Genomic DNA, 23284 nt, shown 5'->3' with positions numbered 1-23284 from the left:
CCGCTCCGCGCGAGACCCTCACTCCTCATTCTTGGCTCTAGCGAACGGAGTCGGCTGAGGCGTCCAGTACGACGAGTTGCCCAAGTACTTCTCTCGCAGAAGCACCGCGAGCGCGATCCCGACGAAGACGAGCTGACGGTCGAGTCCATAGAAGATCGACAAGAAGACGGTGACGACGACGCTCGCATGGATCCAGACGGCGGAGAGATTGGGGGCGTCGAACGTACGAACCGCACCCAGGACGATCATGCCGAGGAACAGGAAGAGGCCCACGAGGCCGAAGCAGAACATGGCGTTCCAGATCGCCCCCTGAGTGCCCACGTAGATCTCGCTCCACGTGCTGGGCCTTGGCGCACCCCACCCGATCACAGGGGATTGGAGAGTCCTTTCCCACGTCTCCGCATAGAGATTGCCGCGACCTTCGGTCGTGTCGACCGTCTCCTGCCGTGCGACGATGCCGTCGAGGAAGCCGGAGAGGAAGAGGATGACGGCACCGGCGAGGCCCAGCATGGTCACCCAGAAGAACGCGAGCAGGCGCCCCCGGATCAGGAGGCAGAAGAGCACGTAGGCGACGGCGCCGGCGATACCGAGGAAGAGCCCACGGTTCGTGGTGGCGATCGCAGGGGGGATCGCAGCGACCAACGCGATGACGAGCACCCACATCGCGCGGGCGGTGCGGTGTCCGATCGCCGTCCCGATGGCGATCGGCGTGAGCACCGCCATGGCAGCGCCCCAGCCGTTGGTGTAGGAGAACGGTGCGGAAGGACGGACGAACGGTTCTTCGGCACCCCACGGCGTCTGGATCTCGGCCAGCGTGGGGAACACCAGCTCCGACACGTAGTCGTTGCTCGAGATCGCGTCGGGCAGCAATCGTCCGATCGTCATCGTGAGCTGCACTTCGGGGAAGAACATCCCCAGGTAGCCGCCGACGATCACGAACATCCAGATGAAGGTGAGCCCGTTGAAGATCCGCTTCGGAGACAGCGACGTCCGAGCGTTGACGATGTAGACCATGATGATGGCCAGCGCGAGGAACTGACTGAACCGCACCCCGAGTCCGACGCCTCGTCCGAGTTGGTCGATCATCAGGGCGGACGGGATCATCCACAGCACGAAGCCGATCCAGGGGAGGATTCCCGGCACGATCAGGATGCGCCTTCGCATGATCAGCAGTGCGAGCATCGGGATCGCCATGATGACGGAGGCGAAGGGGAGCATCCCCACCAACCAGAACAGCGGGTAGCCCCAGAGGACCGTGAGGACGGGCCAGGCGGGCAGGACCCTCGGCTCGACTTCGAGGCTCGCGTCTTGGCCGGTCGCCGCGATGAGCGATCGACTCGGGGAGGCGATGAGTGAAGCCATGCGAGGTTCGTCCGGGGTCAGAGTGCGGTGAGCTGTGAATACTTGCGGCGGAGTGAGCCCGCGAAGATCAGTATGTGCCAGGCGAACAACGCCGCATAGAGCACGGTGAAGACCATCGGCAGTCCGACGAATGCCACGACCACATACGTCGTGGAGGGATCCTGCGGCTGCTTGATGAAGGATTCCAGGATGCCACGGCGGCCGTCGTCGGAGGAAGGCACCGGTTTCGGGAGGAGCTTCTCGGCGAGGAGTTGAGAGAGGAACCACGCGGACACGAGGACGGAGAAGAGCCCGGCGCAGAGGATGAGCCAAGGGGTGGCATCCGTCCGCAGCAGGTGGATCGCGACGGAGATGTGCACCAGGGGTGCGCGTACGCCGTCCACGACATGGTCCAGCCATTCACCTGCGGGGCCGCCACGCCCTTGGATACGCGCGAGCTGACCGTCTGCGGAGTCGAGAACGTATCCGACGAGAAGAAGCACAGCGGCGAGGGGGCCGGCCCACCAATCTGTGACCGCGGCCAGCACCCCCACGCCCGCCAGTCCGATCACGGCGGAGAGTGCGGTGACGCCGTTCGGGGTGGCGCCCCACGTCGCTCCCACGACCGCTGCTTTTCCGCCCAGAGGGCGATTGACCCATCGGAGGTACGCGGGAACGCCCGCCCCCGCTTTCTGGGCGGAGGCGAGCGCTCGGCGTGCTTCGGTGTAGGAGAGCCGGCTCATCCGCGAAGCATACTCAATGCGAGGTCGAAGCTCAGATCGGGCGTCGCGCGGTAGTTCGCGTGGACCGAGGCCGCGATCACGTTGTCTCCCTCGACGAGCAGGTTCGCTGGCACCGAGAAGGTGACCGGGTTGGCCGCGGCAGTACTCGCTCGCGGTACAGCGGTCGCGTACGAGTTCTGCGTGAGCGTTCCGGCTCCGAGGTTCGCGCGCCCCAACTCGACGCCATTGAGGTAGACGACCACCCCGTCATCCGCCGTCACGGTAACGGTACCGTCTTGCACCGTTGACGGATCCGTCACAGTGAAGGCGTGGCGGAACTGGGCGCTGAGCGGCTTGGTGGAGAGGTTCGTCGGATCGATGTTCGTCGCTGCGCTGGCAACGCCCCGTGCGAGGACAGCCGCGCCGGAGTTCCAGGCGGACGCGTCGAAGCCGGTGGCGTTCCAATCGGCAGCCAGAGGATCCGTTGAGTAGCGCCACGACCAGGTGGAGCCGCTCGAGATCGTGACCGGCACCTCGTCGTCCGCCGGCGGTGCAGCGGTCGTCACCTGTGTGACAGCCGGTGCAGAGGTGAGGTCGCCGACTCCGACGGCGACGACGCTGTACTCGTACTCGGTAGATGCGGCCAAACCGCTCTCCGTGAACGTCGTCGTGGCCGCGTCCGTCGTACCCACCTGCTCGCCGTCCCGGCTGATCACATAGGACAGAGGGGTCGTCCCGCTCGTGGGAGCGGTCCAGGTGAGGGTGGCCGAGTCGAACGTGCTCGTGCCCGAGAGCCCGGTCACAGTGTTCGGAGCCGTCGGTGCTTCCCCACGCTCTGCGGTGAAGGCGAGATCGAAGCTGATGTCAGCAGTCGATCGGTAGTTGGCGTGCACGGAGGCAGCGAGGACGTTGGTGCCGTCCACGAGGATGCCCTGTGGCACGTCGAAGGTGACGCGGTTCGCCGCCGCCCCGGTGTGCGAGATCACGCCCGTCGCGTACGAGTTCTGCGTGAGAGTGCCTGCAGGCATCCGCTCCCGGCCCAGTTCGACGCCGTTGAGATACAGCACGACTCCGTCATTCGCGATCACCGAGATCTTGCCGTCGACGACGCTCAGCGCGTTCGTGACCTGGAACTCGTTGCGGAACTGTGCGCTGAGAGGTTTCGGCGCGAGGTTGGTCGGGTCGATGTCCGTGGTCGCCGAGGCTACGCCGCGGGCGAAGAAGCCGTCGCCGACATTCCAGGCCGTGTCGTCGAAGTCCGTGCTGTTCCAATCGGTAGGCAACGCGTCCGTGGTGTATCGCCAGGACCAGGTCGCGCCGTTCTCGATGAACGTGAGTGCGCTCTCCGGAGCGGGCTCGGCGACGAAGGCCGCGGTGCTCGCAGAACGGTTTCCACCGCTATCCAGAGCCCGAACGAAGTAGTTCGTCGGCGTCTCGGTGATCGGCACCGTGTATGTCGTCGTCGTGGTCGATGCGATCACCCGGTTGTCACGGAGGATCTCATACGAGACGCCACCCGCGTCGGTGGACGCCGCCCAGGTCAGCGTCGCCTCGCTGCCGCCGTTCCCCGGAGTCGCGGTGATCGGCCCCGGCGTCGTCGGCGCGGTCGTGTCCTTGGGAGCGAACCGGATGTACCCGCCGGACCATTGGTTGACTTCGCCGGCCCTGACGGATCGCCTGAAGTCGCCTCCGGCCCAAAGGACGCCGGTGCTGTCGAAGAAGGTGCCCCACGCGCCGTATCCTGCACGCGCCTGCACGACGGGCGACCACTCCTTGACGAACTTGCCAGTCTGCGCGTCCCACGCGCCCATGAGGTTCATCTTGTCAGCCTGCGTCCACCCCGTGCCGACGTTGCTCCACTCGTAGGCGTCCTGGTAGACCCAGTGGCCGCAGTGGCATCCGCCGATGACGAGCGAAGCGTTGTGCTCGACCGTCTGGAAGTCGCCGCCGGCCTTGGTGATCGAGCCACCGACGCGCTCGAAGGTGTTTCGATCGTAGGAGAAGAGCGAGTGCTCAGAACCGCCGAGCCACACCTTGCCGCCGGCCTCTGTCACGCCGAGCTGCCAGATGTTGCCGGAGTAGTTGCCCGAGGCGTCGATCGAAGCCTTGCTGAACTTGGGAACCCAGAGCGGGTCGACCAGCGGTGCGCCGGCTCCTGTCTGGATGGCGGCCGCGCTGGGCGTCGAGGTCGTCTGCTTCATCTTGAAATAGCCGGAGAAGTAGGTACGGTCTCCCTGGTCGGAGGCATCCACAGCGATCGAGGTGCCGTTGAGGAAGGCGTTCCAGTTCGTGTCGGGGCGCCCGGTGGTCAGGCTGATCCGGCCACCGTTCCAGGTGCTCGCGCTCGTGGTGGATCCGACCGCACTCAGATGAGTGAGCGATCCGGCGACGTAGAGGAAGTCGTCCTGTACATCGAGGTCGCGGATGTACGGCACGCTTCCGGTCGCCCGGTGTTCTGCCGCTACCTGCCATCCGGAGAGTTGCCCTGTGCTCGGGTCGAGGATCGCGATTCCAGCCTGCGGAGTGCCGTTGACTGTGGAGAACTGGCCTCCGATGGCGACGCGTCCGTCGGGGAGACCGACGATCGCCTTCACCTGTCCGTTGAGCTGCGGTCGGAAGGACGAGACCCACTCGCCGGTGTTGACATCGAATGCGGCGATGTACGGCTGCTCGACTTGCCCGGAGCCGCCTTCGTTCCGCTGAACGTAGCGGAAGTTACCGCCGACGAAGACTTTGCCGTCGACCTCGCCGAACTCGGCCACCTCGGTGTTGAGCTCGCCGCTACTCCCGTTGGCGAAGCCGGAGACGCCCCACACGGTGGTCATCGCGTTGCTTTCAGGAATCGCAGCCACCGTGGTCGCAGGGCTTCCCGTTGCCGGAATGGTGCCGAAGTCGAGGTCGGCGACCTTGAGCTGTGGCCGCAGGAAGACCTGGGTGAAGGGACGCGCGTACGACTGTCCCGACGGAGCCCAGAGGTAGGAAGTCTCCGACGTGCTTCCGCCCTGGCTGGATCCGTATGCCCAGCCGTTGAGGTAGTTGTGCGACGACTGCTCGCTGAAGACGACGCGGCGCAGTTGGTTGTTGTTGCCGAAATTGTTGGTCTGTCCGCCGGTGCCGTTCGCGCCATCGAAGGAGTAGTTCTTCACGCGGTGCTCGGCGCCGAAGGTCCACACCCAGCGGTCGCGCTGGGTGAAGGTGAACCGCGCTTCTTGCCAGCCGGTTCCTGCCGTGTTCGTGGCTCGACGCAAACGGATTCCGTCGCTCAACGCATCGACGCGACCACCGTCGAGGAGACCGTCCACGGTCGCTGCGGGGAGCTGCGCGGGCTGGAAAGCGTCGGTTCCTGTGGGGGTGTTGCGGATCTGTGCGGCGGTGCGCAGCCCGTTGTATCCCTCTTTCCACCCTTCGCGACCGCGCCCGATGAGCACCCATCCGCCACCGGACGTCGTCTGGTCGCAGTAGAACTCCTCCGGGGCGACGAGGGTGGGCGTGACCAGCCAGTACACGCCGTCGGTGGATTGGGGATAGTTCTGCTTGATCTCCCAGCACGAGGCGGCGGCAGTCTCCTGTGACAGGCCGTCGGGGAGCGGAGCAGTTGCCGATGCGGCGGCGAGCGGCGTGAGCAACGAACCCACGAGGGCGGCCGCGGCGACGATCGCGCCTGCGGCTACCCGGGCGGGGTTCGTCCCCCGCGCCTTTGCTTTGATGTTCATCGGGAATCCTTCTTCGAGTGTCGGGTCCAACGGGTCAGGCTGCGTCGCAGTCCTGGACATCCGGGATTTCATGGGACGAGATCTTCCAGGTTTTGTCTTCGAAGACAGCCCCATAGAGGTGGGCCACGGGCCGGCCCGGGTTGTACAGCGAGTCCTTGAGAGACTTTCCTGCCGCATCGGTCACGTCGATATCCGAGACGTCGACGCAGACCTTCAACATGATGGTGGCGGGGCTGGCAGCCAGATCGACCGCAGTCGGTGTGACCGAGGTCACTCTGGCGTCGCCGGTCTGTTTGTAGCCGAGATCGAATTGTTCACGAGCGTGCGACTGCACCTCGCCGAGGACCCAACCGGTGGCGACCGCTTCGACTCCGACGGCGGAACCGTCGCCGCGCTGTGCGACTTCGTCCAGCGCGGCGACAACGGCGTCCGCTGCGGCTGTGGCGCGATCGACTTCAGCTTTCTCATCGTCACTCAGCGGCCCGGTAACGATTGCGGGGATCGTGGTGAGCGGCTCTTCGGACGCATCATCGTCAGCGTCGCCGTCGTCAACGGGGGTGTACGTCGAGGCGGCCTGTGGAGTCGCCCCGTTGTTCACGACGAGAGCCACTCCGACGCCGCCGGCCACGAGAGCGAGAGCCGAAGCAACCGCGACCGCGATCCAGCGCGTGCGTCGACGTGGTGACGTCTCTGGCGTCTCGACCTGTTCCGTGGTGTCCATCAGTAGGCTCCGTTCGGCTGGACCATGACCTTGGCAGTGCGCCACATGATCTGCAGGTCATTCATGACCGACCAGTTCTCGACGTAGTGCAGGTCGAGGCGCACGCTCTCGTCCCAGGACAGGTCGCTGCGTCCGGACACCTGCCACAGGCCGGTGATGCCGGGCTTGATGTAGAGGCGACGGAACACGGTTCCGTCGTAGGCCGTGACTTCGCTCTGCAGCGGCGGACGCGGCCCGACGACGCTCATGTCGCCGGTCAGGACATTCCAGAACTGGGGCAGCTCGTCGAGCGACAGCTTGCGCAGAACCTTGCCCACTCGAGTGACACGCGGGTCGTCCTTCATCTTGAAGAGGAGGCCGGCGCCGTCGTTCTGCTCCTTGAGAGCGGCGAGCTGCTGCTCGGCGTCGGTCTTCATCGAACGGAACTTGACCATCTTGAACGTGCGTCCGTCGCGACCGACGCGCTCCTGGAAGAAGAACACCGGGCCAGGTGAGTCCAGCTTGACGAGCAGAGCCAGTAGCGGCGTGATCACGGCGATCGGGATCAATGCGACCGTCGCGACGGCGATGTCGAGAGCTCGCTTGAGCACGTGGACGCCGCCTTCATAGGTCGGGATCTTCACCTGGATCAGCGGCAGGCCATCGACCTGGCGAAGCGAGACACGGGGCCCCGCGACGTCCGTCAGGCGGCTCGAGAGCACCAACTCGGCAGCGGTTCCCTCGAGTTCCCAGCTGAGCTGCTTGATGAAGTCGGGCTCACCCTCGGGGCGGCTCGCCACGATGATGGTGTCCGCCCCGAGTTGCGTCGCCGCTGCGGCGACGGTGTTGAGATTGCCCACGACCGGGTAGATGCTCTCCCCGACGGCGAGCGCGCCGGCGTTGCGATCCAGCAGCGTCGTCCCCACGACGTGGTAGCCGTTCTCTTCACCCTTCTGAAGAGACTTGATCACGTACTCGACGTCTCCGGTGGCACCGACGACCAGGGTCCGCGACGCGTACTGTCCCCTCAAGCGCTGCTGCTGCAGCCAGCGGCGCCAGGTCCAGCGTGCGACGAGAAGCCCGAGCATCCCGACCGGGAGCGCGGCGAAGAACAGCGGCTGCAGTCCTTCCCACTCCAGGAGGATGCCCGCGATCGCGGCGATACCGAAGGCGAGACCGCCGGCGTGTGCCACGCGGCGGTACTCGATGGCCCCGGATCCGAAGATGGCGGCCGCCCGGGTGTTGAGGGCCGACAGCATCAGATACCAGGCCAGACCGAGAAACGCCGCGTTGCGCAGCGCTTCGGCGGCCCAGACGTCGGTGATCAGCTGGACCGCCGCCGTCAGACCGACCGCGAACAGGATGACAGCCGCATCCGTGATCCGCAGGCGCATCCGATAGCCGCGCTCCCACTGACGACGTCGTTCCAAGGTCGCCGATGCGCGCGGTGTGACCACCGTGCGCGTCACCGACTTGGTGGCTCGCGGAGCCGCCACCGGCACGAAGCCCGTGCGAGTGATGCTCAGGGCATCCTCGACGGAAGTCATGCCGAGGCCCCATGAGCCGTGAATGTACGCAACATTCCCCAGTGCGTCATTTGATTCCCCAGATTCCCCAAACCGTGAACCCCACGTTCACGGCATCTATCTGCGTCCCGACCCCTCGGGTCCTGCTGGTTCACCGTGATCCCACATCACGGAGCGCATCTCGCCATCCCTAAACGGCGGTTGCATACAGCAGGCACTGCAGACGTTGATCACTGTAGCGGATCGAGCCCATGAGGGGAAGACGCTTATGGCGATGGATTGTATCGAGTGTCGCCGCGGGGATGAGGCCTGGCGCTATCCTGTCGCCGTGACCGCGAACCCGACCGCTGCGCGCTTCCACCTCCGCCCGATGCTGCCGCGCGATCCTGCCCAGCCGCACCGCACCGCCAGCACGCTCGAGCTGTTCTTCGACCTCGTGTTCGTCGTCGCGGTGAGTATCGCATCTGCGCAGCTGCACCACGCGCTGAGCCATGGCGACTTCCTGCACGGCATCACCTCGTACGCCATGTTGTTCTTCGCGATCTGGTGGGCCTGGATGAACTTCACGTGGTTCGCGACGTCCTTCGACACCGACGACTGGCTCTATCGCGTGACGACGTTCGTTCAGATGGGTGGTGTCCTCGTGGTCGCGGCGGGCATCCCACGGGCGTTCACCGACGGTGACTTCACGATCACGGTCCTCGGATACGTCGTCATGCGCATCGCGATGGTGGCGCAGTGGCTGCGGGCATCACGCTCGGCCGGTCCCTTGCGTTCGGCGACACGGCGATACGCGTTCGGCATCGCCGCGGTCCAGGTGCTGTGGATCCTCTTCCTCGTGATTCCGAGCGGGCCCTGGCAGATCGCCGCGTTCGTCGTCTTCGCCCTCATCGAGATCGGCATCCCGGTGTTCGCCGAGTACCGGAAGCAGACGCCCTGGCATCCTCACCACATCACGGAGCGCTACGGGCTCTTCACCCTGATCGTGTTGGGGGAGAGTCTGCTCGCGTCCGCGAACGCCATCATCGAAGCGATCGAGGAGGTCGAGAGCCTCGGTCCGCTGATCGCGATCTCGGTGCTCACGCTCGTCGTCACGGCGTCACTGTGGTGGATCTACTTCTGGCCACCGCACCACCGGGCCATCACCAGCTTCCAGCGCTCACTGCGATACGGCTACACGCACTACTTCGTCTTTGCAGCTGCCGCCGCCTTCTCGGCCGGGATCGAGGTCGAACTCGACGTGTTGACGGGGGAGAGCCATCTGTCCAACGTCGCGGCCTCCTTCACCGTCACCATCCCGATCGCGATCTTCCTGCTCGGCATCTGGTGGATCGCGATCCGGGAGAACGCCGACCGCGTGGTGAACACCGTCGTCCCGATCGCTGCTCTTCTCGTGCTGCTGGACCCGGTGCTTCCGATCCCCGTGACCTTGACGGCTCTGATCCTCGTCGGCGTCGTCGTGGTGCTGGTCCTTCGGCCGCCGGTGGTATCGGCAGACGGCAACGAGGTCTCGCGCGAGCCGCGGCGCTGATCCAGCGCGCCACAGGGTGATGCAACGGTCTGCTATGCTGATCATGCAACGTGTGTGCATCGCCCCTCTCGGCCGCCACGTCGCCACTGATCAGGGCCATCACGGACCGCGCACATCGATGCGTGCGGAATCCGCCCTCGATCTCACATCTTGCGGAGCGCCACGCGTTTCCGCCACACAGCAATGAGCATGACCATGAGCACGACCACTTTTCCTCCATCCGATCCGTTGACCTGGAAGCAGGCTGACGACGACGTCCACGTCGCGACCCGTGCCGGCGAATTCGCCGGTTTCGTCGAGTTCGACGGCAGCGCCCATCTCGTGCGCGACAACCACGGCGCCGAGCTCGGCGCATTCGGCTCGCTCGACGAGGCCTTCCGTGCGCTCGAAGACGCACACGAGCCGACCCCACAGGGTCCTGCCTTCCTCCCGCGAGCCTGGCGGCGCCGCGCTCGCCGCGCCCGCGCCTGACCGAGCGGCGAGACGCCGGAACTGACCGCGCCTGGGTGCTCGTCGTGAGGTTCCGATGTATTCCCTGACGCGTATGCGGTGGGGGCTACTGTGAGGTAAGCGTTGGGCGGCTGCCTTGGGCTTTCACAGCTCAAGGGCTCCGAACGTCAGGAGAAGATCATCTCCATCACACAGATCGAACCGACCGCGGCAACGCTGGGCCCGATTCGTCAGACGTACTCCGGCAATGCGGATTTCCCGCCGATGGCCAAGGCGTACAAGCAGGTGTCGCAGGTGGTCAAGGAGACCGGGCTGCTCGGCCGGACGCAGTGGTTCTACGTCTTGGTGTCCGTCGGCATCGCCGTCGCTCTCGGCGGCCTCATCACCGGCTTCATCCTGCTCGGCGACAGCTGGTTCCAGTTGCTCATCGCGGCGGGCCTCGGCATCGTCCTCACGCAGATCGCGTTCCTCGGACACGAGGCCGCGCACCGCCAGATCCTCACGACGGGTCCCGCGAACTTCAAGCTCGCACGCATCGTGATCGCCAGCATCGGCATGAGCTACTCGTGGTGGGACTCGAAGCACACCAAACACCACGGCAACCCGAACCAGGTCGGCAAGGACCCCGACATCGAGGTCGACACCATCTCGTTCCTCGAGGAGGACGCGGCGAAGGCGAAGGGCTTGATCAAGCTGATCACTCGCAAGCAGGGGTGGCTCTTCTTCCCTCTTCTCACGCTCGAGGGACTGAACCTCCACTTCCTCGGACTGAAGTACCTCCTGACGACCAAGAACGTCAAGGGACGCTGGACCGAGCTGAGCATCATCGCACTGCGGTTCGCCCTGATCCTCGTGCCCGTGTTCATGATGCTCCCGCTCGGGATGGCGTTCGCGTTCATGGGCGTGCAGTTCGCGGTGTTCGGTGTCTACATGGGGGCCGCCTTCGCGCCGAACCACAAGGGCATGCCGATCGTCGATCCTGCCGCCCGTCTCGACTTCTTCACCAAGCAGGTCCGCACCTCCCGCAACATCAGCGGGGGCTGGTGGACGACCTGGCTCATGGGCGGACTCAACTACCAGGTGGAGCACCACCTCTTCCCGAGCATGCCGCGACCGCATCTGGCGAAGGCGCGGGAGATCGTGCGCGACTACTGTGCCGCGAACAACGTGCCGTACACGGAGACCAGCCTCGGACGCTCGTACCTGATCGTGATCGAGTACCTCAACCGGGTCGGCCTCGCGGCCGGCGCCGACCCGTTCGACTGCCCGGCGGTGGCGCAGTTCGGTCGGGCGTAGCCCTCAGACACCACCCGGGCGCTGATCAGTCCGGGAACGAGAGAGGCGCGATCAGGGAATCCCTGCTCGCGCCTCTCTCGTCTGCGTGACTACTTGGAGGACTTCTTCTTCGTCTCCACCACGTCGATCGTGATCTTCTCGAGCGGGCTGTCGTCGAGCTCATCCTCGAGGACCTCATCGCCGAGGAAGGTCTCTTCCGGGGCCTCGTCCGCGACGGCCTCTGCGGGGGCTGCGCCGGGTGCGTCCGCTCCGGTGATCTCCGTCGGCAGCGCGTCGTCGGAGAAGATGCCGTCAGGACGGATCAGCTCGCGCACCTCGGCCATGAAGCTCGAGAGCTGCTGCTGCTGCCAGCGCAACTGACGCGTGCGGTCCTCCGCATCGTGCAGCACGGCCGTCGTGTGACCGGTGACCGAGTCGACGATCTTCTGCGCCTTCGCGCGAGCGCGTTCGAGGGTCTCGCGAGCACGGACCTGCGCGTCGGCTTCGATGGCCTGCGCCTGCGAACGGGTCAGGCGCTCGTAGTCCTCTGCCCGCGCCGAGATGCGCTGGGCGTGTTCGAGCGACGCCGAGACCTGCTCGTTGGCGTCGTTGGTGATGCGCTCGGCGTGCGCCACGGCCTGGTTGTGCAGAACGAGGAACTCCTGCTGCGCGTCGTCCTGACGACGGGTGAGGGTCTCCTCGAACTCCAGCACTCGGGCGTTCATGTCGCGGACGTCGCGTTCGGCGTCGGCACGCAGCTGGGTCGTCTCGCGCGTGACGAGGGAACGCAACGCGGCGGCGCCCTTCTCCGCCTCGGTGCGGATCGCCGTCGCCTCCTGTGCGGCCTGGTTCACCTTCTCCGCGGCATGTGCGGCTTCGCGTTCGATGCGGGCCTCGTGCGCCGTGTACTCGGTGTCCATCTTCAAGCGCACCTGGTCTGCGTCGCGCTGCGCCTGCTCCTTGATGCGCTCGGCGTCGGCTTCGGCCTCGGCGCGCTGCGCGGTCACTTCCTCACGGGCAGAGGTCATCAGGCGGTCGGCCTGCACAGCGGCGTTCTGGATGAGGACGTTCGCCTGCTCCTCGGCGACGCGGAGGATCGCCTCGAACTGCTGACGCGACGGGGCCTCCTCGCCGTCGGGCTGCGGGGTGTCGACGAGCTCGGAGGTGAGCGTGGCGACCTGCTGCTCGGCGTCGGAGGCCTTGGCGTTCGCGGCGGCCAACTCACTCTCGAGGGCTTCGCGGGCCTTGCGCTCCTCTTCCCGGACCGTCTCGACGGCCTCTTCCTCACGGGCCTGTGCCTCGGCGACGTCGGCGGCAGCCTGCTTGAGCTGATTGCGGAGGGCCGCGAGCGCGGAGTCGACCTCGGCCTTGTCGTAGCCGCGGAAGCCGACCGTGAAGGCGCCCTGCTGGTCGCGCGGCGTGGTCTCGATCAGCTGGTCGAAGAAGTCCGGCGAGCGCTCGTCGTCGCGGCCGGCGTTTCCGGGAGAATCGCTCATGAGGTTCGTGCCTTTCTGGCGTGGACACACGGCGGGCTGCGGCTCCATCCCGGAGTGCGGGACCGTGCGACCGGAGGAGGAGGTCGTCTGGGCTCACGCCGCCATGACCGGGAAGGTCCGGACGGCGAGGCGCTCCTCCCAGCCTAGTTGCGACGGCGCGAAGTTGTGAGCCTGTTTTGCCGGTCTCGGAGGGAGGGCACAGCTCCGGCCGACGGCACATCCGTGACCCCCTGCCTCCTCCCGCCCCGCGGCGCAACCCCGTTTCGACGAAGAGCCGAGTCGCATAGCGTCAGCAGCGAACCGGAAGAAGATGACGACGACCGGAGGCGAGATGTACACGATCATGCGCACGCGGATCGCGCTCAACGAGGCGGAGTACTTCCTGGCGGAGGGCCAGGATGTCGCAGACCTCAGACGGAGGATCGAAGAGGCCATTCGCTCGGGCGGCGGATTCGTCGAGTTCGACGTCGCGGGGGAGCGGTCGGTGAGCGTCCTGATCAGCTCCACCACACAGGTCGTGATCTCGACCTCGACGGCCGATGAGGGCGGGCACGACGACGGCGACGGTGGGACGCCCTACGGCGGGGAGTACGACCTGGTCTGATCAGGACGGCGCCGGTGGCAGCGGATCCACCGGTTCCTCGGTGGCGTTCGCGGGAGACCTCCGCCGCACTGGTACGGTGACGGCGGAGGGCATCACGTCCCTGGGGCCGCCGAACAAGAGAGAACTTCGAGATGAAGCGACCATCCCGCGTGCGTCTCGGTCGCATCGGGATCGCGACCGTGCTCGCACTCGTGATCGGTGCGTCGGCACCATCGCTGTCCTCGAATCTGACCGCGACCGCCGCCAGCGAACCCCAGATGGTGTATCCGGCCTCGGGTAACATCCAGTCGAAGGTGGGCGATGGCTGTCGGGGCAATTACCGCGCCCACGACGGCATCGACATCTCCGGAGCCGGCGGCACGCCCATCGTCGCGTCCTACGACGGTGTCATCAAATCGCGCACCGCGAACAGCGGCTACGGCAACTACACCGACGTCGAGCATGCCGGCGGCTACGTCACGAGGTATGCGCACATGGCGTCGCCGGGGATGTATGCGCCGGGCACCCGGGTGGTCCGCGGCCAGCAGATCGGCGTCGTCGGCAACACGGGCAACTCCCCGGCGTACCACCTGCACTTCGAGGTGCGGCTCAGAGGTGCGGTGTACACCGCGGTCAACAACGGGTTCGTCTGCCTCTCGAACGTCGTGCGGGGTGCCTCGCTTCCCCTGTACTTCCCCGGCCTCGGTGCCGGACAGGCGCCAGGTGTCGCGTCGGCCGACTACACGGGCGACAGGAACGCCGACCTGCTGGAGATCGCCGGAAACGGTGCCCTCCGTCTCCGGCCGGGCACGGGCGCGGGGCGCTTCTCGTCGGGGACGACCCTGTTCGCGGGGTGGGGCGATACCCGCAGGCATCTCACCCATACTGACTTCAATAGTGATGGCAAGGCCGACATCCTCGTGGCGCGGTCCGATGCCGCCCTCGAGTTCTATGCGGGCAACGGCACCGGCGGATTCGCTTCAGCCGCCTCCGTGGGCAACGGCTGGTACAGCATGCTGCATGTGGTCTCCGGAGCCGACTACACGGGTGACGGGAAGCAGGATGTCCTCGGTGTCTCCGCGTCCGGCATCCTGACCATCTACCGTGGCAACGGATTCGGAAGGTTCGGTTCCCCGCACATCACGGTCGGTGGCGGATGGCAGTCCTACCACTTCCTCGTCGGCGGCGACTTCGACAACGACGGGAGTGGCGATCTGATGGCGGTCGACGGTCTGGGAACGCTCTACTTCTATCCTGGGTCGCCGGGGAGGTTCGGTACGCCGCGTGCGGTGGGCTCGGGGTGGGTGGAGTTCACCGCCCTGACCGGAGGCGTCGACTACAACGGCGATGGGCTCGCAGATCTGGTCGCTCGCACCCCCGCCGGTCAGCTCTACTTCTACCCGGGACTCGGCAACGGCAATGTCGGCACCAGATCGTTGATCAGTGCGGACTGGGCCGACCAACTGGCAATCGAGTAGTCCAGGTCGAGCCGCGAACCGACGCTGGAGAAGGTGTGCGGCGTATCGTGGGTGCATGGTCGACCCCACCTTCGAGGAGATCGCGGCCGCTCTGTACGCGGGCTCCCCGGAAGCCTTCGTCGCGTCGCGGAAGGACCGGGCCTCGGAGGTCGACGACGCGGAACTCGCGTCCCGCATCCTCGCGCTCCGCAAGCCCTCGATCGCGGCCTGGGTCGTGAACGTGTTCGCGCAGCAGCGGGCCGGCCAGCTGGGGGAGGCGCTGCGGCTGGCGGCCGAGCTTCGTGAGGCGCAGGACGAACTGGATGCGCCTGCGCTGGCGAAGCTCGGCAGAGAACGTCGCGCCCTCACGCGCCGGCTCGCGGAGACGGCGGCCGAGATCGCGGGTTCTCGCGGCGAACGCATCACACCCGCGACGCAGGAAGCCGTCGAGCGCAGCATCTCGGCGGCGTTCTTCGATCCCCTGGCTGCGAGCGCGGTCGCCTCCGGGCGGCTGTTGCGGGCGCTCGAACCCACGGCGTCGGCCACCGACATCCGGGACGCTGTGGCCGGCGACATCGATTCGCGGGAAGCCGCCCCGCAGCGGCCGACCGACGAGTTGCAGGAGCGGCGCGCGCGGAGAGAAGCCGAACGTCGCCTCGCCGCGGCCGAGAAGGACCAGACGGCCGCGGAACGGGAGCTCGCGAAGCAGGAGAGGGAGCTGCAGGGACTCCGAGACCGGGCGGCCGAGCTGGCCGAGAAAGCGGAAGAGCTCGAGGCGGAACTCACCCGGACCCGCGTGGCGGCGAGCCACGTCGAACGGGACATCCCGGAGGTGCAGGAGCGCCGGGCGATTGCCGCAGAGCGGGTGGACGACGCCGCGGAGGCAGCAGCGCTCGCGCGGAAGGCTCTGGACGCCCTCTAGCGTGCAGTTTCCGCAGAGCTGCTTCGAGTCGAGTCACGCGGGACGGAGACGGCCCCGGAGGAAGGGCAGCATCGGAGCTCGGTACTCCCAGTTCGTGTCATCCTCGGGAGTGAGGGAGGCTTCCGCGCGACCGAAGCGCCAGAGGCGGTTGAAGAGGAACACTTCGATGACGACGGGGCGGTCGGTGGGGATCTGCCAGGTGCCCCGACCCCACTGCGTCGGCTGGCCGCGTTCGCCGATGACGAGCGTGGGCCTGACTCCTGCGTAGAGCGCGAATCGGGGGCGCCGCATCGTGAGTTCGATCCTGCGGACGCCCGCTCCGGGATCCCGCGCCGACCTCTCGTCATCCATGATGACCGAAGCCTACTGGGCCGCGGGAAGGTTTCACGGCATCGACGAGAGACTGCGGTGGAGCCACACGTCCGCTTGCTTCGTCCGAGGGCTCCGGCCGCGGTCGTGGCGTTGAGAACGGGTTGCCAGGCTACGACGTCCAGCGGTTGCCAGACATCGCTCGATCATCGTGCCTTCAGACGAGAGAGAACCTGGCCGGGATCACGTATCAGGAGGGTGGTTCGAGAGCGAGCACGGCTGTCGGTACCGCGCTGGTGTGCGCGGCGATAGCGTCGGCGAAGGCCTGCTGCACGGCAGCGATGGCCCCGCTTTCCTGCCTGCCGGCGCGTACTTCGGTGTACAGGGTTCGATGCGGCTCGGAGGCGAGGGCGACGACTTCCACTCCTCCGAAGCGCGCTTGCGTGATGAGCGCAGGGATGAAGGCCGCGGCGTGTCCCGAGCGGACGAGCTGCAGCATCAGCAGGGGGTCGGGCGATTCGCAGACCACACGAGGCTCGAAACCCGCCCCGCGGCACTTCTGCCTCGCCCACGCGCCCATGCGCGACTGCTGCAGATCGAGTGCCCAGCCGCAGTGTCGGAGGTCGCTCAGTGTCGTGGAGCCGGCGCGGTCGCCGACGCGCTCCGACTCGGGCAGCGCGAGATGCAGAGGTTCGGAATGGAAGTCCTGCCGGTGGACTCCGGCGGTCGGCGGCTGCTCGCCGCCGGGGAATTCCTCTCCCAGGACGATGTCGAAATCGTGGGCGAGAAGGCCGTCCCGTGCCTCGTCGACCTCGCGATGGCAGAGTTCGACGACCAGGTGCGGGTGGCGCTGCGATAGTAGCGTCAGTGCCGCCGGAGCGAGCTCGATGAGCGCGCTCTGAAAGGAGCCGACCCGGATGAGACCGCTCGTCGTGCCTGCGAGGTTCTGCAGGTCGGCCTCGGCGAGCTCCATCTGTTCGAGGATCAGATCGGCCCGTTCGGCGAGCAGCATCGCCGGGCCGGTGAGCCTCACGCGGCGCCCCGACGGTTCGAGGAGCGTGGTCCCGACTTCACGTTCCAGAGCACTGAGCTGTTGCGATACGGCTGACGGCGTGTAGTTGAGTGCCCGGGCGACTTCCGCGAGCGTGCCGCGTCTGGAGAGTTCCCGCAGAATGCGGAGGCGGTTCACATTGAGCACGGGTGACTCCTCGACCGACGTTAAAGGTTAGCTACTCTTATGAGTTTAGGTGAATTCTCTTCGCTGTACTTATCGATGGTCAACACGGAAGCTGGATAGCGTGTCTCACAGCTTTCCTGATCTCACCCGCGCGGAATCGACGACGCGTGACCTCTCCCATCCTTCGGTCGGTGCTGCGCTCGGAGGCCTGGCCGGCCTGATCGTGATGAGCATGGTCGCAGGGATCCTGGTCGTGCTGCCGTTCGTCCCCGGGCTCGTTCTCGTGGGGCAGGCGGGGAACGCGGCGCTCGACCTTTTCGAGGAGCTTCCCGCGCACCTCACGATCGAACAGTCGATGCTTCCGACGACGGTGTACGCCCGCGACGCCGACAGCGGCGACGAGAAGGTCCTCACCCGGTTCTACGAACAGAACCGGATGCCGGTGACGTACGAGCAGATCTCGCCGACGATGATCGATGCGATCCTCTCCAGCGAGGACCCGCGGTACTTCACCCATAGCGGGATCGATCTGATCGGGACGACCAGGGCGATCCTCGGCAACGTCAAGGGAGGGCAGACCCAGGGCGGTTCGTCGATCACACAACAGTATGTGAAGAACGTTCTCGTGCAGCGCTGCGAGCTCGAGGCGACCGCGCCGGAGGCCACGGAAGACGATTCGGAGACCCTCCAGGAGTGCTGGCGCAAGGTGACCTCCGCCGAGGGAAGCGATGGATACATCCGGAAGTTGCAAGAGATGCGGTACGCGATCGCGCTCGAGAAGCGCTACTCGAAGGTCGAGATCCTGGAGCGCTATCTCAACATCGCGAACTTCGGCGGAACGATCTACGGTATCGAGGCGGCCGCGCGGTACTACTTCAACACCTCCGCATCAGCGGTATCCGTGGGGCAGGCAGCTGTGCTCGCCGGTGTCGTGCAGAATCCGAACAGCTACCGGATCGACCGCCCGGAGGGGGCAATCGCCACGGCGTCGGGAGAGCGCGTGAACAAGGCGCCCGACGGTGCGGTCGATGACGTCTCGCCCGGTACGCTGGCGGCGCTCGAGGAGCTGCGCGGCGACGGGGCGATCACCGAGGAGCAGTACGTCCACGCCGCCGACGGATATAGCGAGACCAAGGGGAGACAGCTCTACGTGCTGAGCCGGATGCACGAGGACAGGAAGATAGCCGACGCGCAGTACACGGAGGCCGTCCTCGACCCGGTGCGCCCGGCGGTGACGCCTCCGACGAGCGGGTGCGCGGGCACGGGAGACGCGGCCTACTTCTGCCAGTACGTCATCGCGAGCATCCGCAGCGATCCCCGATTCGGGGACACGGCGGTCGCACGTGAGACGCGGCTGCGGCAAGGCGGGTTGCAGATCCACACCACCGTCGACGCCTCGCTGCAGGAATCGGTCGCTGAGGCGATGAGACGTCACGTGCCGGCATCTGCCGAAGGACTCGACCTCGGGGGAGCCGTCGTCAACGTCGAAGTCGGCACTGGTCGTGTGCTGGCCATCGCTCAGAACACGAACTTCACCGAGGACGAGTCGCACGCGGAAGATCCCAGCTACTCCGCGCTCGTCTATGCGGGCGATCCGGCGCGCGGCGGATCTGCGGGTTTCAACGCCGGATCCACGTTCAAGCTCTTCACTCTGTTGGCCTGGCTCGAAGCCGGGCGCTCCGTCAACGAGAGGGTCGATGGGCGGGTCCGTGCCATTCCACGGGTGAAGAACTCTTGCGACGGGGATTGGGTGAACCACAGCGACGTGGTGATCAGGAACTGGGGCAACCAGCCCGGCTATGTCGGGACACCGGCGGAGTTCACATCGAGATCGCTGAACTCCGGGTATCTCGCGATGGCGGAACAGCTTGACCTCTGCGACATCTCCCGGGTGGCGAGCAGGCTCGGGGTGAAGGATCTCGCGGGCGGCGATCTGACCATGAACACGCTCTTCTCGGTGCTCGGATCCGCGAACGTGTCGCCGCTCGCGATGGCCAACGCGTATGCGACGGTCGCGAGCGGGGGGATGTTCTGCCCGACGACAGCCATCGAGCGCGTGGTCGGGCCGAACGGCGAGGAGATCATTCCGCCGCCTGCTGCATGCACGCGCGTGCTGGAGGCCGGCGTCGCAGCCACGGCCGCGTCCGTGCTTCAGGACGTGATGAACGGCGGGACGGGGTCACGAGCGAACCCCTGGGACGGCACCCCGATCATCGGGAAGACGGGATCGCACGAGGTGCAGCAGACCTGGATGATGGAATCCAGCACGCAGGTCGCGACGGGAGCGTGGGTGGGGAACGCTACCGGCCTTGACGACATGACCCGACGGTTCGGAGAGCGCAGATACGCACTGGCGCGTGACGTGCAGCGCGCCGCGAACAGCCTGTTCGGTGGAGGGCGTTTCGCCGAGGCCGATGCCCGTCTGACGAAGCGTTTCGAGGCAGAGGTTCCCGACGTCGTGGGGATGCCGGTCGAGGAGGCGGCCGCACGACTCGAAGCGTTGGGTTTCACGGTGCACCTCGACGGCGCCGTGCCCGAACCGGAAAGTGCCGACGACAAGGTCTCGTTCCAGGAACCCGCCGGCGGGCTCTTGGAGCGAGGAGGAACCGTGACCCTTCGTCCCGGCGACGCGCCCGACAGCTAGGAGCGTCGAGCGGGGCGCGTTCAGAGGATGGCCCCGGAGCGCTATCGAGCGAACGTGCAGTTCTAGTGGGCCCGCGGGCGCATTGACGAAGAAGTGAACTCGACTTGGCGAAGGAGAGGACTCAACCTCACCAGGGCAAAGCAAAACCCCCGCCATGTAGAAGCTAGGCGAGGGTTTCTGGAGTGATTGTAACGATCACTCGTGTGGCTCCGACCGGCATCGATCCGGTGACCTTTCGATTTTCAGTCGAACGCTCTACCAACTGAGCTACAGAGCCGCGCGACCGGCGAACCTGTCGCGTCCTAGACGAAGAGCCCTCTCCGAAGAAAGAGCTCATCGCACGGAGCGACCCTGACGGGACTTGAACCCGCGACCTCCGCCGTGACAGGGCGGCACGCTAACCAACTGCGCTACAGGGCCATACTTGTTTTCAATTGTATCGGAAGGTGTGACCCCAACGGGTGTATCGGAAGGTGTGACCCCAACGGGATTCGAACCCGTGCTACCGCCGTGAAAGGGCGGCGTCCTAGGCCGCTAAACGATGGGGCCGAGTCAGTCCCGGAGGACTTCCTTGCCGACGCTCAAGCATAAGGGATGATCCGGGCAAATCGCGAATCGAGGGCGAGGCGGCTACCCCCGGGCGTGTTTCAGGAGGACGATGGAAGGGTCAGGCGTGCGATGACCGTCGTCGGATCGACCCTGGTGCGGATGTGAAAGTTGTTGTTAGTGTGGCATTTGTGAAACCGGCGGAAGGGGCCGCGTGAACGACGACCAGACAACTCTGGATGCTGCGGTTGCCGCGGCTTCAGATGATTGCGGCTGCGCGCCCAGTCCTGCCGAGCGCCGAGCGTTCGGCAAAGACGGCCTCAGCCGCCGAGGCGCTCTCGGCCTCGGCGTGCTCAGCGTCGTCGCGCTCAGCGCCTTCGGCATCTCCCAGGGCGTATCCGCCGCCTACGCCGCGACGTACCCGAGTTGGGACGATGTGCAGCGGGCGAAGCAGAGCGAGGCCGCCAAGGCCGCCGAGGTCACCCGCATCGAGGGCCTCATCCAGTCCCTGACCCAGAAGGTCGCCGAGACCCAGGCGGCCGCGAAGGTCGCCGCGGACGAGTTCTACGAGGCACAGCAGAAGTTCTTCGCCGCGTCCACCGAGGCCGATTCTCTGCAGGCCAAGGCCGACGAGCAGTCCGCGAAGGCCGACGCGTCCGCGAAGAAGGCCGGCCAGGTCGCCGCGCAGCTGTATCGCAACGGTGGCGATGACACCTCTCTCGAACTGCTCTTCACCGGATCCGCCGACAATGCCGACGAGCTGCTCGCGCGCCTCGGCACGATGGACAAGCTGTTCGAGTACAACCAGTCGGTGTACGACGATGCGGTCGCCGCCCGGAACTCCGCGCAGTCCATGAGCGACCAGGCGGTGCTCGCTCGTGATGAGCGCGACCGCCTGCAGAAGATCGCCGAAGAGAAGATGGTCGTCGCTCAGCAGGCCGCCGACGCCGCTCAGGCTGCGCTCGACGAGCAGTCCGCGAACCTCGCCACTATGCAGGCGCAGCTCGCCGCTCTCAAGGACGCGACGACCAAGACGGTCGCGGGCTACAAGGCCGGTGTCGCGGCCGAGGAGAAGAAGCGCAGAGAGCGCGAAGCTGCGGAAGCTGCGGCCAACGCCGGCGGCAACAGCGGCGGCGGCGGCTCTCAGGGCAGCGGTGGCTGGTGCCGTCCTCACGGCGGCGGCAAGAGCTCCGGCTACGGACCCCGTTCGCAGCAGTGCGGCCCGCAGGGCTGCTCCTCGAGCTTCCACTACGGCACGGACTTCGCGAACGGCTGCGGCGCGGCGATCTATGCCGCCCAGTCCGGCACGGTCGACTACGCGGGCTACAACGGCGGCTACGGAAACTACATCCGCATCCAGCACGGCGGGGGAATCGGCACCGGCTACGCGCACATCCGCGACGGAGGCATCGTCGTGCGGTCGGGCCAGTGGGTCAGGTCCGGTCAGGTCATCGCCTACGCGGGCAACACCGGGCGCTCGTTCGGCTGCCACCTGCATTTCGAGGTCTACGACCGCGGTAGCGCCATCAACCCGGTGCAGTTCCTCGCTCGGCATGGCGTCTCCGCCTGATCAGCACCTCATCTTCGACGAGAAGACCCCCGGCCGCAGCTGCGGAACCGGGGGTCTTCTCGTCGAAGGCGCGGGGATCAGTGGCCCTGCTCTCCGAAACGCACGATGGCTTCGTCGAGGATGCGCTGCGCTTCGGCGGCGTTCCCCCACTCGTCGACCTTGACCCACTTGTTGGGCTCGAGGTCCTTGTAGTGCTCGAAGAAGTGCGCGATCTCCTTCTTCGTGTACTCGGCGATGTCGTCGATGTCCTGGATGTGCGCCCAGCGAGGGTCCTTCGAGAGCACGGCGACCAGCTTGTCGTCTCCGCCGGCCTCGTCGCTCATCTTCAGCACGGCCACGGGACGGACCTCGACGACGACGCCCGGGTAGATCGCGTGGTCCAGCAGCACGAGCACGTCGAGCGGGTCGCCATCCTCGCCCAGCGTGTTGTCGAAGTAGCCGTAGTCGGCGGGGTAGCCGAAGGTCGTGTAGAGAACGCGGTCGAGGTGCACTCGTCCGGTCTCGTGGTCGACCTCGTACTTCACGCGGCTGCCGCGCGGGATCTCGATGACGGCGTCGTGTGCGCCCATGCGTGTACTCCTCAGGAAAAGTTCGGTTGGATACCGCGGACTAGCCTACCCGCGGCTCCTCGGCGTCCGACCCCCGCCCGCGACGGTGTGCGATGTGGTTGAGCAGGCGCGAGAGCGGGCCGTTCAGCAGGAGGAGGAGCAAGGCGAAATAGCCGTTGGGCACGGTGAGCACGGCGATCACCAAGGAGACGGCGAACAGGATGATCGCGGCGAGGTCGCCGACGATCCCCGCTCTCAGCACCTCCGTCGGTGCCGTCGTGAGATCGGGGTGGCGACGCAGGTACATCCACCCGGCCAAGGTCGTGACCTGCGTCATGATCAACGTCCCGATGTAGACCACGGCCTGGAGGGCGTCGGAGTCCAACTGCCCGAGCATCGCGGTGGGCACGGGCAGCCAGACGATGGTCGCCATCCAGGCGACGTTGATCCACAGGAGCGGCGTGGTGATCAGCTCCACATCGCGGTATTGGCTGTGGTGCCCCATCCAGAACGTCGCGATGAGGACGAAGCTCAGCCCGAAGCTCACCAGCTGAGGCGAGTGCTCGGAGAAGAACTCCGCCGTCGTCAGCCTCCCGGACGCCGCGTCGGAGACGGACTCCAACAACGGCAGGATGAGCAGCGTCATCGCGATCGCCACGACGGCATCGACGAACGCCTTGAAGCGTTCGGTGCGGAACTGCTGCGTGCGGGGCTGAGCTGTCACGGCGCCAGGATAGCCCCGAGGGTGCACCGGCGCACGGACCGGGGCTGTGC

At 66.3% G+C, this 23284-nt stretch carries 18 protein-coding genes and 3 tRNA genes; 8 read left to right on the top strand and 13 right to left on the bottom strand.

Annotation, left to right across the window (positions count from 1 at the left end):
• Positions 1-18 precede the first annotated feature (18 nt).
• The 5 genes from KV397_RS14260 to KV397_RS14240 form a co-directional block, all read right to left on the bottom strand.
• Positions 19-1362, bottom strand: a complete 1344-nt coding sequence (locus KV397_RS14260; RefSeq protein WP_248569787.1) for an O-antigen ligase family protein — start codon at positions 1360-1362, stop codon at positions 19-21.
• A gap of 17 nt (positions 1363-1379) precedes the next feature.
• Positions 1380-2084: a CDP-alcohol phosphatidyltransferase family protein gene (locus KV397_RS14255; RefSeq protein WP_261811543.1), complete on the bottom strand. Its 705-nt coding sequence runs from the start codon at positions 2082-2084 to the stop codon at positions 1380-1382.
• Positions 2081-5776, bottom strand: a complete 3696-nt coding sequence (locus tag KV397_RS14250; protein WP_261811542.1) for a fibronectin type III domain-containing protein — start codon at positions 5774-5776, stop codon at positions 2081-2083. Before KV397_RS14250 ends, KV397_RS14255 begins: the two co-directional genes overlap by 4 nt.
• A gap of 34 nt (positions 5777-5810) precedes the next feature.
• Positions 5811-6386, bottom strand: coding sequence for a hypothetical protein (locus KV397_RS14245; RefSeq protein WP_261811541.1), 576 nt, complete (start codon positions 6384-6386; stop codon positions 5811-5813).
• 110 nt (positions 6387-6496) lie between these two features.
• Complete coding sequence (locus KV397_RS14240) at positions 6497-8023, bottom strand: sugar transferase (protein WP_153243525.1); 1527 nt, start codon at positions 8021-8023, stop codon at positions 6497-6499.
• 349 nt (positions 8024-8372) lie between these two features.
• Here KV397_RS14240 and KV397_RS14235 point away from each other — a divergent pair, with 349 nt between their 5' ends.
• The 3 genes from KV397_RS14235 (at position 8373) to KV397_RS14225 (ending at position 11279) form a co-directional block, all read left to right on the top strand.
• On the top strand, positions 8373-9533 hold the full coding sequence (locus KV397_RS14235; RefSeq protein ID WP_261812678.1) for a low temperature requirement protein A: 1161 nt from the start codon (positions 8373-8375) through the stop codon (positions 9531-9533).
• A 195-nt stretch (positions 9534-9728) separates the two neighbouring features.
• On the top strand, positions 9729-10004 hold the full coding sequence (locus KV397_RS14230) for a hypothetical protein (protein WP_134352921.1): 276 nt from the start codon (positions 9729-9731) through the stop codon (positions 10002-10004).
• A gap of 102 nt (positions 10005-10106) precedes the next feature.
• A complete protein-coding gene (locus KV397_RS14225; RefSeq protein ID WP_205802341.1) occupies positions 10107-11279 on the top strand; it encodes a fatty acid desaturase family protein in 1173 nt (390 codons plus the stop codon).
• An 89-nt stretch (positions 11280-11368) separates the two neighbouring features.
• Here the strand turns inward: KV397_RS14225 and KV397_RS14220 are convergent, their stop codons facing one another.
• Positions 11369-12754, bottom strand: a complete 1386-nt coding sequence (locus KV397_RS14220; protein WP_131492961.1) for a coiled-coil domain-containing protein — start codon at positions 12752-12754, stop codon at positions 11369-11371.
• Positions 12755-13064: 310 nt separating this feature from the next.
• On the opposite strand from KV397_RS14220, the gene KV397_RS14215 reads away from it, so the two are divergent.
• From KV397_RS14215 to KV397_RS14205, 3 genes are all read left to right on the top strand, one after another.
• The gene (locus tag KV397_RS14215; protein WP_227991969.1) at positions 13065-13358 is read left to right on the top strand and encodes a hypothetical protein; all 294 of its coding nucleotides are present in this window, start codon (positions 13065-13067) and stop codon (positions 13356-13358) included.
• Positions 13359-13489: 131 nt separating this feature from the next.
• On the top strand, positions 13490-14815 hold the full coding sequence (locus KV397_RS14210) for a peptidoglycan DD-metalloendopeptidase family protein (RefSeq protein ID WP_131492959.1): 1326 nt from the start codon (positions 13490-13492) through the stop codon (positions 14813-14815).
• A gap of 55 nt (positions 14816-14870) precedes the next feature.
• Positions 14871-15716: a transposase gene (locus KV397_RS14205; RefSeq protein WP_261811540.1), complete on the top strand. Its 846-nt coding sequence runs from the start codon at positions 14871-14873 to the stop codon at positions 15714-15716.
• A gap of 33 nt (positions 15717-15749) precedes the next feature.
• Here KV397_RS14205 and KV397_RS14200 read toward each other — a convergent pair whose 3' ends face one another.
• Together KV397_RS14200 and KV397_RS14195 are read right to left on the bottom strand one after the other, a co-directional pair.
• On the bottom strand, positions 15750-16067 hold the full coding sequence (locus tag KV397_RS14200; RefSeq protein WP_131492957.1) for a hypothetical protein: 318 nt from the start codon (positions 16065-16067) through the stop codon (positions 15750-15752).
• A gap of 208 nt (positions 16068-16275) precedes the next feature.
• Positions 16276-17223 (bottom strand): LysR family transcriptional regulator, encoded by a 948-nt coding sequence (locus tag KV397_RS14195; protein WP_131492956.1) that lies wholly within the window; start codon positions 17221-17223, stop codon positions 16276-16278.
• A 49-nt stretch (positions 17224-17272) separates the two neighbouring features.
• Here KV397_RS14195 and KV397_RS14190 point away from each other — a divergent pair, with 49 nt between their 5' ends.
• Positions 17273-19846 carry a penicillin-binding protein gene (locus KV397_RS14190; protein ID WP_261811539.1) on the top strand — a complete coding sequence of 858 codons (2574 nt, stop codon included), beginning with the start codon at positions 17273-17275 and terminating at the stop codon, positions 19844-19846.
• A 204-nt stretch (positions 19847-20050) separates the two neighbouring features.
• Here KV397_RS14190 and KV397_RS14185 read toward each other — a convergent pair.
• The 3 genes from KV397_RS14185 to KV397_RS14175 form a co-directional block, all read right to left on the bottom strand.
• Positions 20051-20123 (bottom strand) — tRNA-Phe (locus KV397_RS14185).
• A gap of 69 nt (positions 20124-20192) precedes the next feature.
• Positions 20193-20266: transfer RNA gene (locus tag KV397_RS14180), tRNA-Asp, on the bottom strand.
• A 56-nt stretch (positions 20267-20322) separates the two neighbouring features.
• Positions 20323-20395: transfer RNA gene (locus KV397_RS14175), tRNA-Glu, on the bottom strand.
• A gap of 211 nt (positions 20396-20606) precedes the next feature.
• Here KV397_RS14175 and KV397_RS14170 point away from each other — a divergent pair.
• Positions 20607-21962, top strand: coding sequence for a M23 family metallopeptidase (locus KV397_RS14170; protein WP_261811538.1), 1356 nt, complete (start codon positions 20607-20609; stop codon positions 21960-21962).
• A gap of 77 nt (positions 21963-22039) precedes the next feature.
• On the opposite strand, the gene KV397_RS14165 is transcribed toward KV397_RS14170, so the two are convergent.
• Together KV397_RS14165 and KV397_RS14160 are read right to left on the bottom strand one after the other, a co-directional pair.
• Positions 22040-22531: an inorganic diphosphatase gene (locus KV397_RS14165; protein ID WP_017204665.1), complete on the bottom strand. Its 492-nt coding sequence runs from the start codon at positions 22529-22531 to the stop codon at positions 22040-22042.
• Positions 22532-22571: 40 nt separating this feature from the next.
• A complete protein-coding gene (locus KV397_RS14160; RefSeq protein ID WP_261811537.1) occupies positions 22572-23234 on the bottom strand; it encodes a TMEM175 family protein in 663 nt (220 codons plus the stop codon).
• Positions 23235-23284 lie beyond the last annotated feature (50 nt).

Source organism: Microbacterium aurugineum, from assembly GCF_023101205.1.
Classification (GTDB): Bacteria; Actinomycetota; Actinomycetes; order Actinomycetales; family Microbacteriaceae; genus Microbacterium; species Microbacterium aurugineum.
Note: the sequence above shows the minus strand (reverse complement) of the source record. Positions and strands in the feature narration are given on the sequence as shown.

What these genes read in the sequence shown, in the direction of transcription:
- KV397_RS14260 (WP_248569787.1), bottom strand. Translation starts at nt 1,362, where the DNA reads ATGGCTTCACTCATCGCCTCCCCGAGTCGATCGCTCATCGCGGCGACC.
- KV397_RS14255 (WP_261811543.1), bottom strand. Translation starts at nt 2,084, where the DNA reads ATGAGCCGGCTCTCCTACACCGAAGCACGCCGAGCGCTCGCCTCCGCC.
- KV397_RS14250 (WP_261811542.1), bottom strand. Translation starts at nt 5,776, where the DNA reads ATGAACATCAAAGCAAAGGCGCGGGGGACGAACCCCGCCCGGGTAGCC.
- KV397_RS14240 (WP_153243525.1), bottom strand. Translation starts at nt 8,023, where the DNA reads ATGACTTCCGTCGAGGATGCCCTGAGCATCACTCGCACGGGCTTCGTG.
- KV397_RS14235 (WP_261812678.1), top strand. Translation starts at nt 8,373, where the DNA reads ATGCTGCCGCGCGATCCTGCCCAGCCGCACCGCACCGCCAGCACGCTC.
- KV397_RS14230 (WP_134352921.1), top strand. Translation starts at nt 9,729, where the DNA reads ATGAGCACGACCACTTTTCCTCCATCCGATCCGTTGACCTGGAAGCAG.
- KV397_RS14220 (WP_131492961.1), bottom strand. Translation starts at nt 12,754, where the DNA reads ATGAGCGATTCTCCCGGAAACGCCGGCCGCGACGACGAGCGCTCGCCG.
- KV397_RS14215 (WP_227991969.1), top strand. Translation starts at nt 13,065, where the DNA reads ATGACGACGACCGGAGGCGAGATGTACACGATCATGCGCACGCGGATC.
- KV397_RS14210 (WP_131492959.1), top strand. Translation starts at nt 13,490, where the DNA reads ATGAAGCGACCATCCCGCGTGCGTCTCGGTCGCATCGGGATCGCGACC.
- KV397_RS14205 (WP_261811540.1), top strand. Translation starts at nt 14,871, where the DNA reads ATGGTCGACCCCACCTTCGAGGAGATCGCGGCCGCTCTGTACGCGGGC.
- KV397_RS14200 (WP_131492957.1), bottom strand. Translation starts at nt 16,067, where the DNA reads ATGGATGACGAGAGGTCGGCGCGGGATCCCGGAGCGGGCGTCCGCAGG.
- KV397_RS14165 (WP_017204665.1), bottom strand. Translation starts at nt 22,531, where the DNA reads ATGGGCGCACACGACGCCGTCATCGAGATCCCGCGCGGCAGCCGCGTG.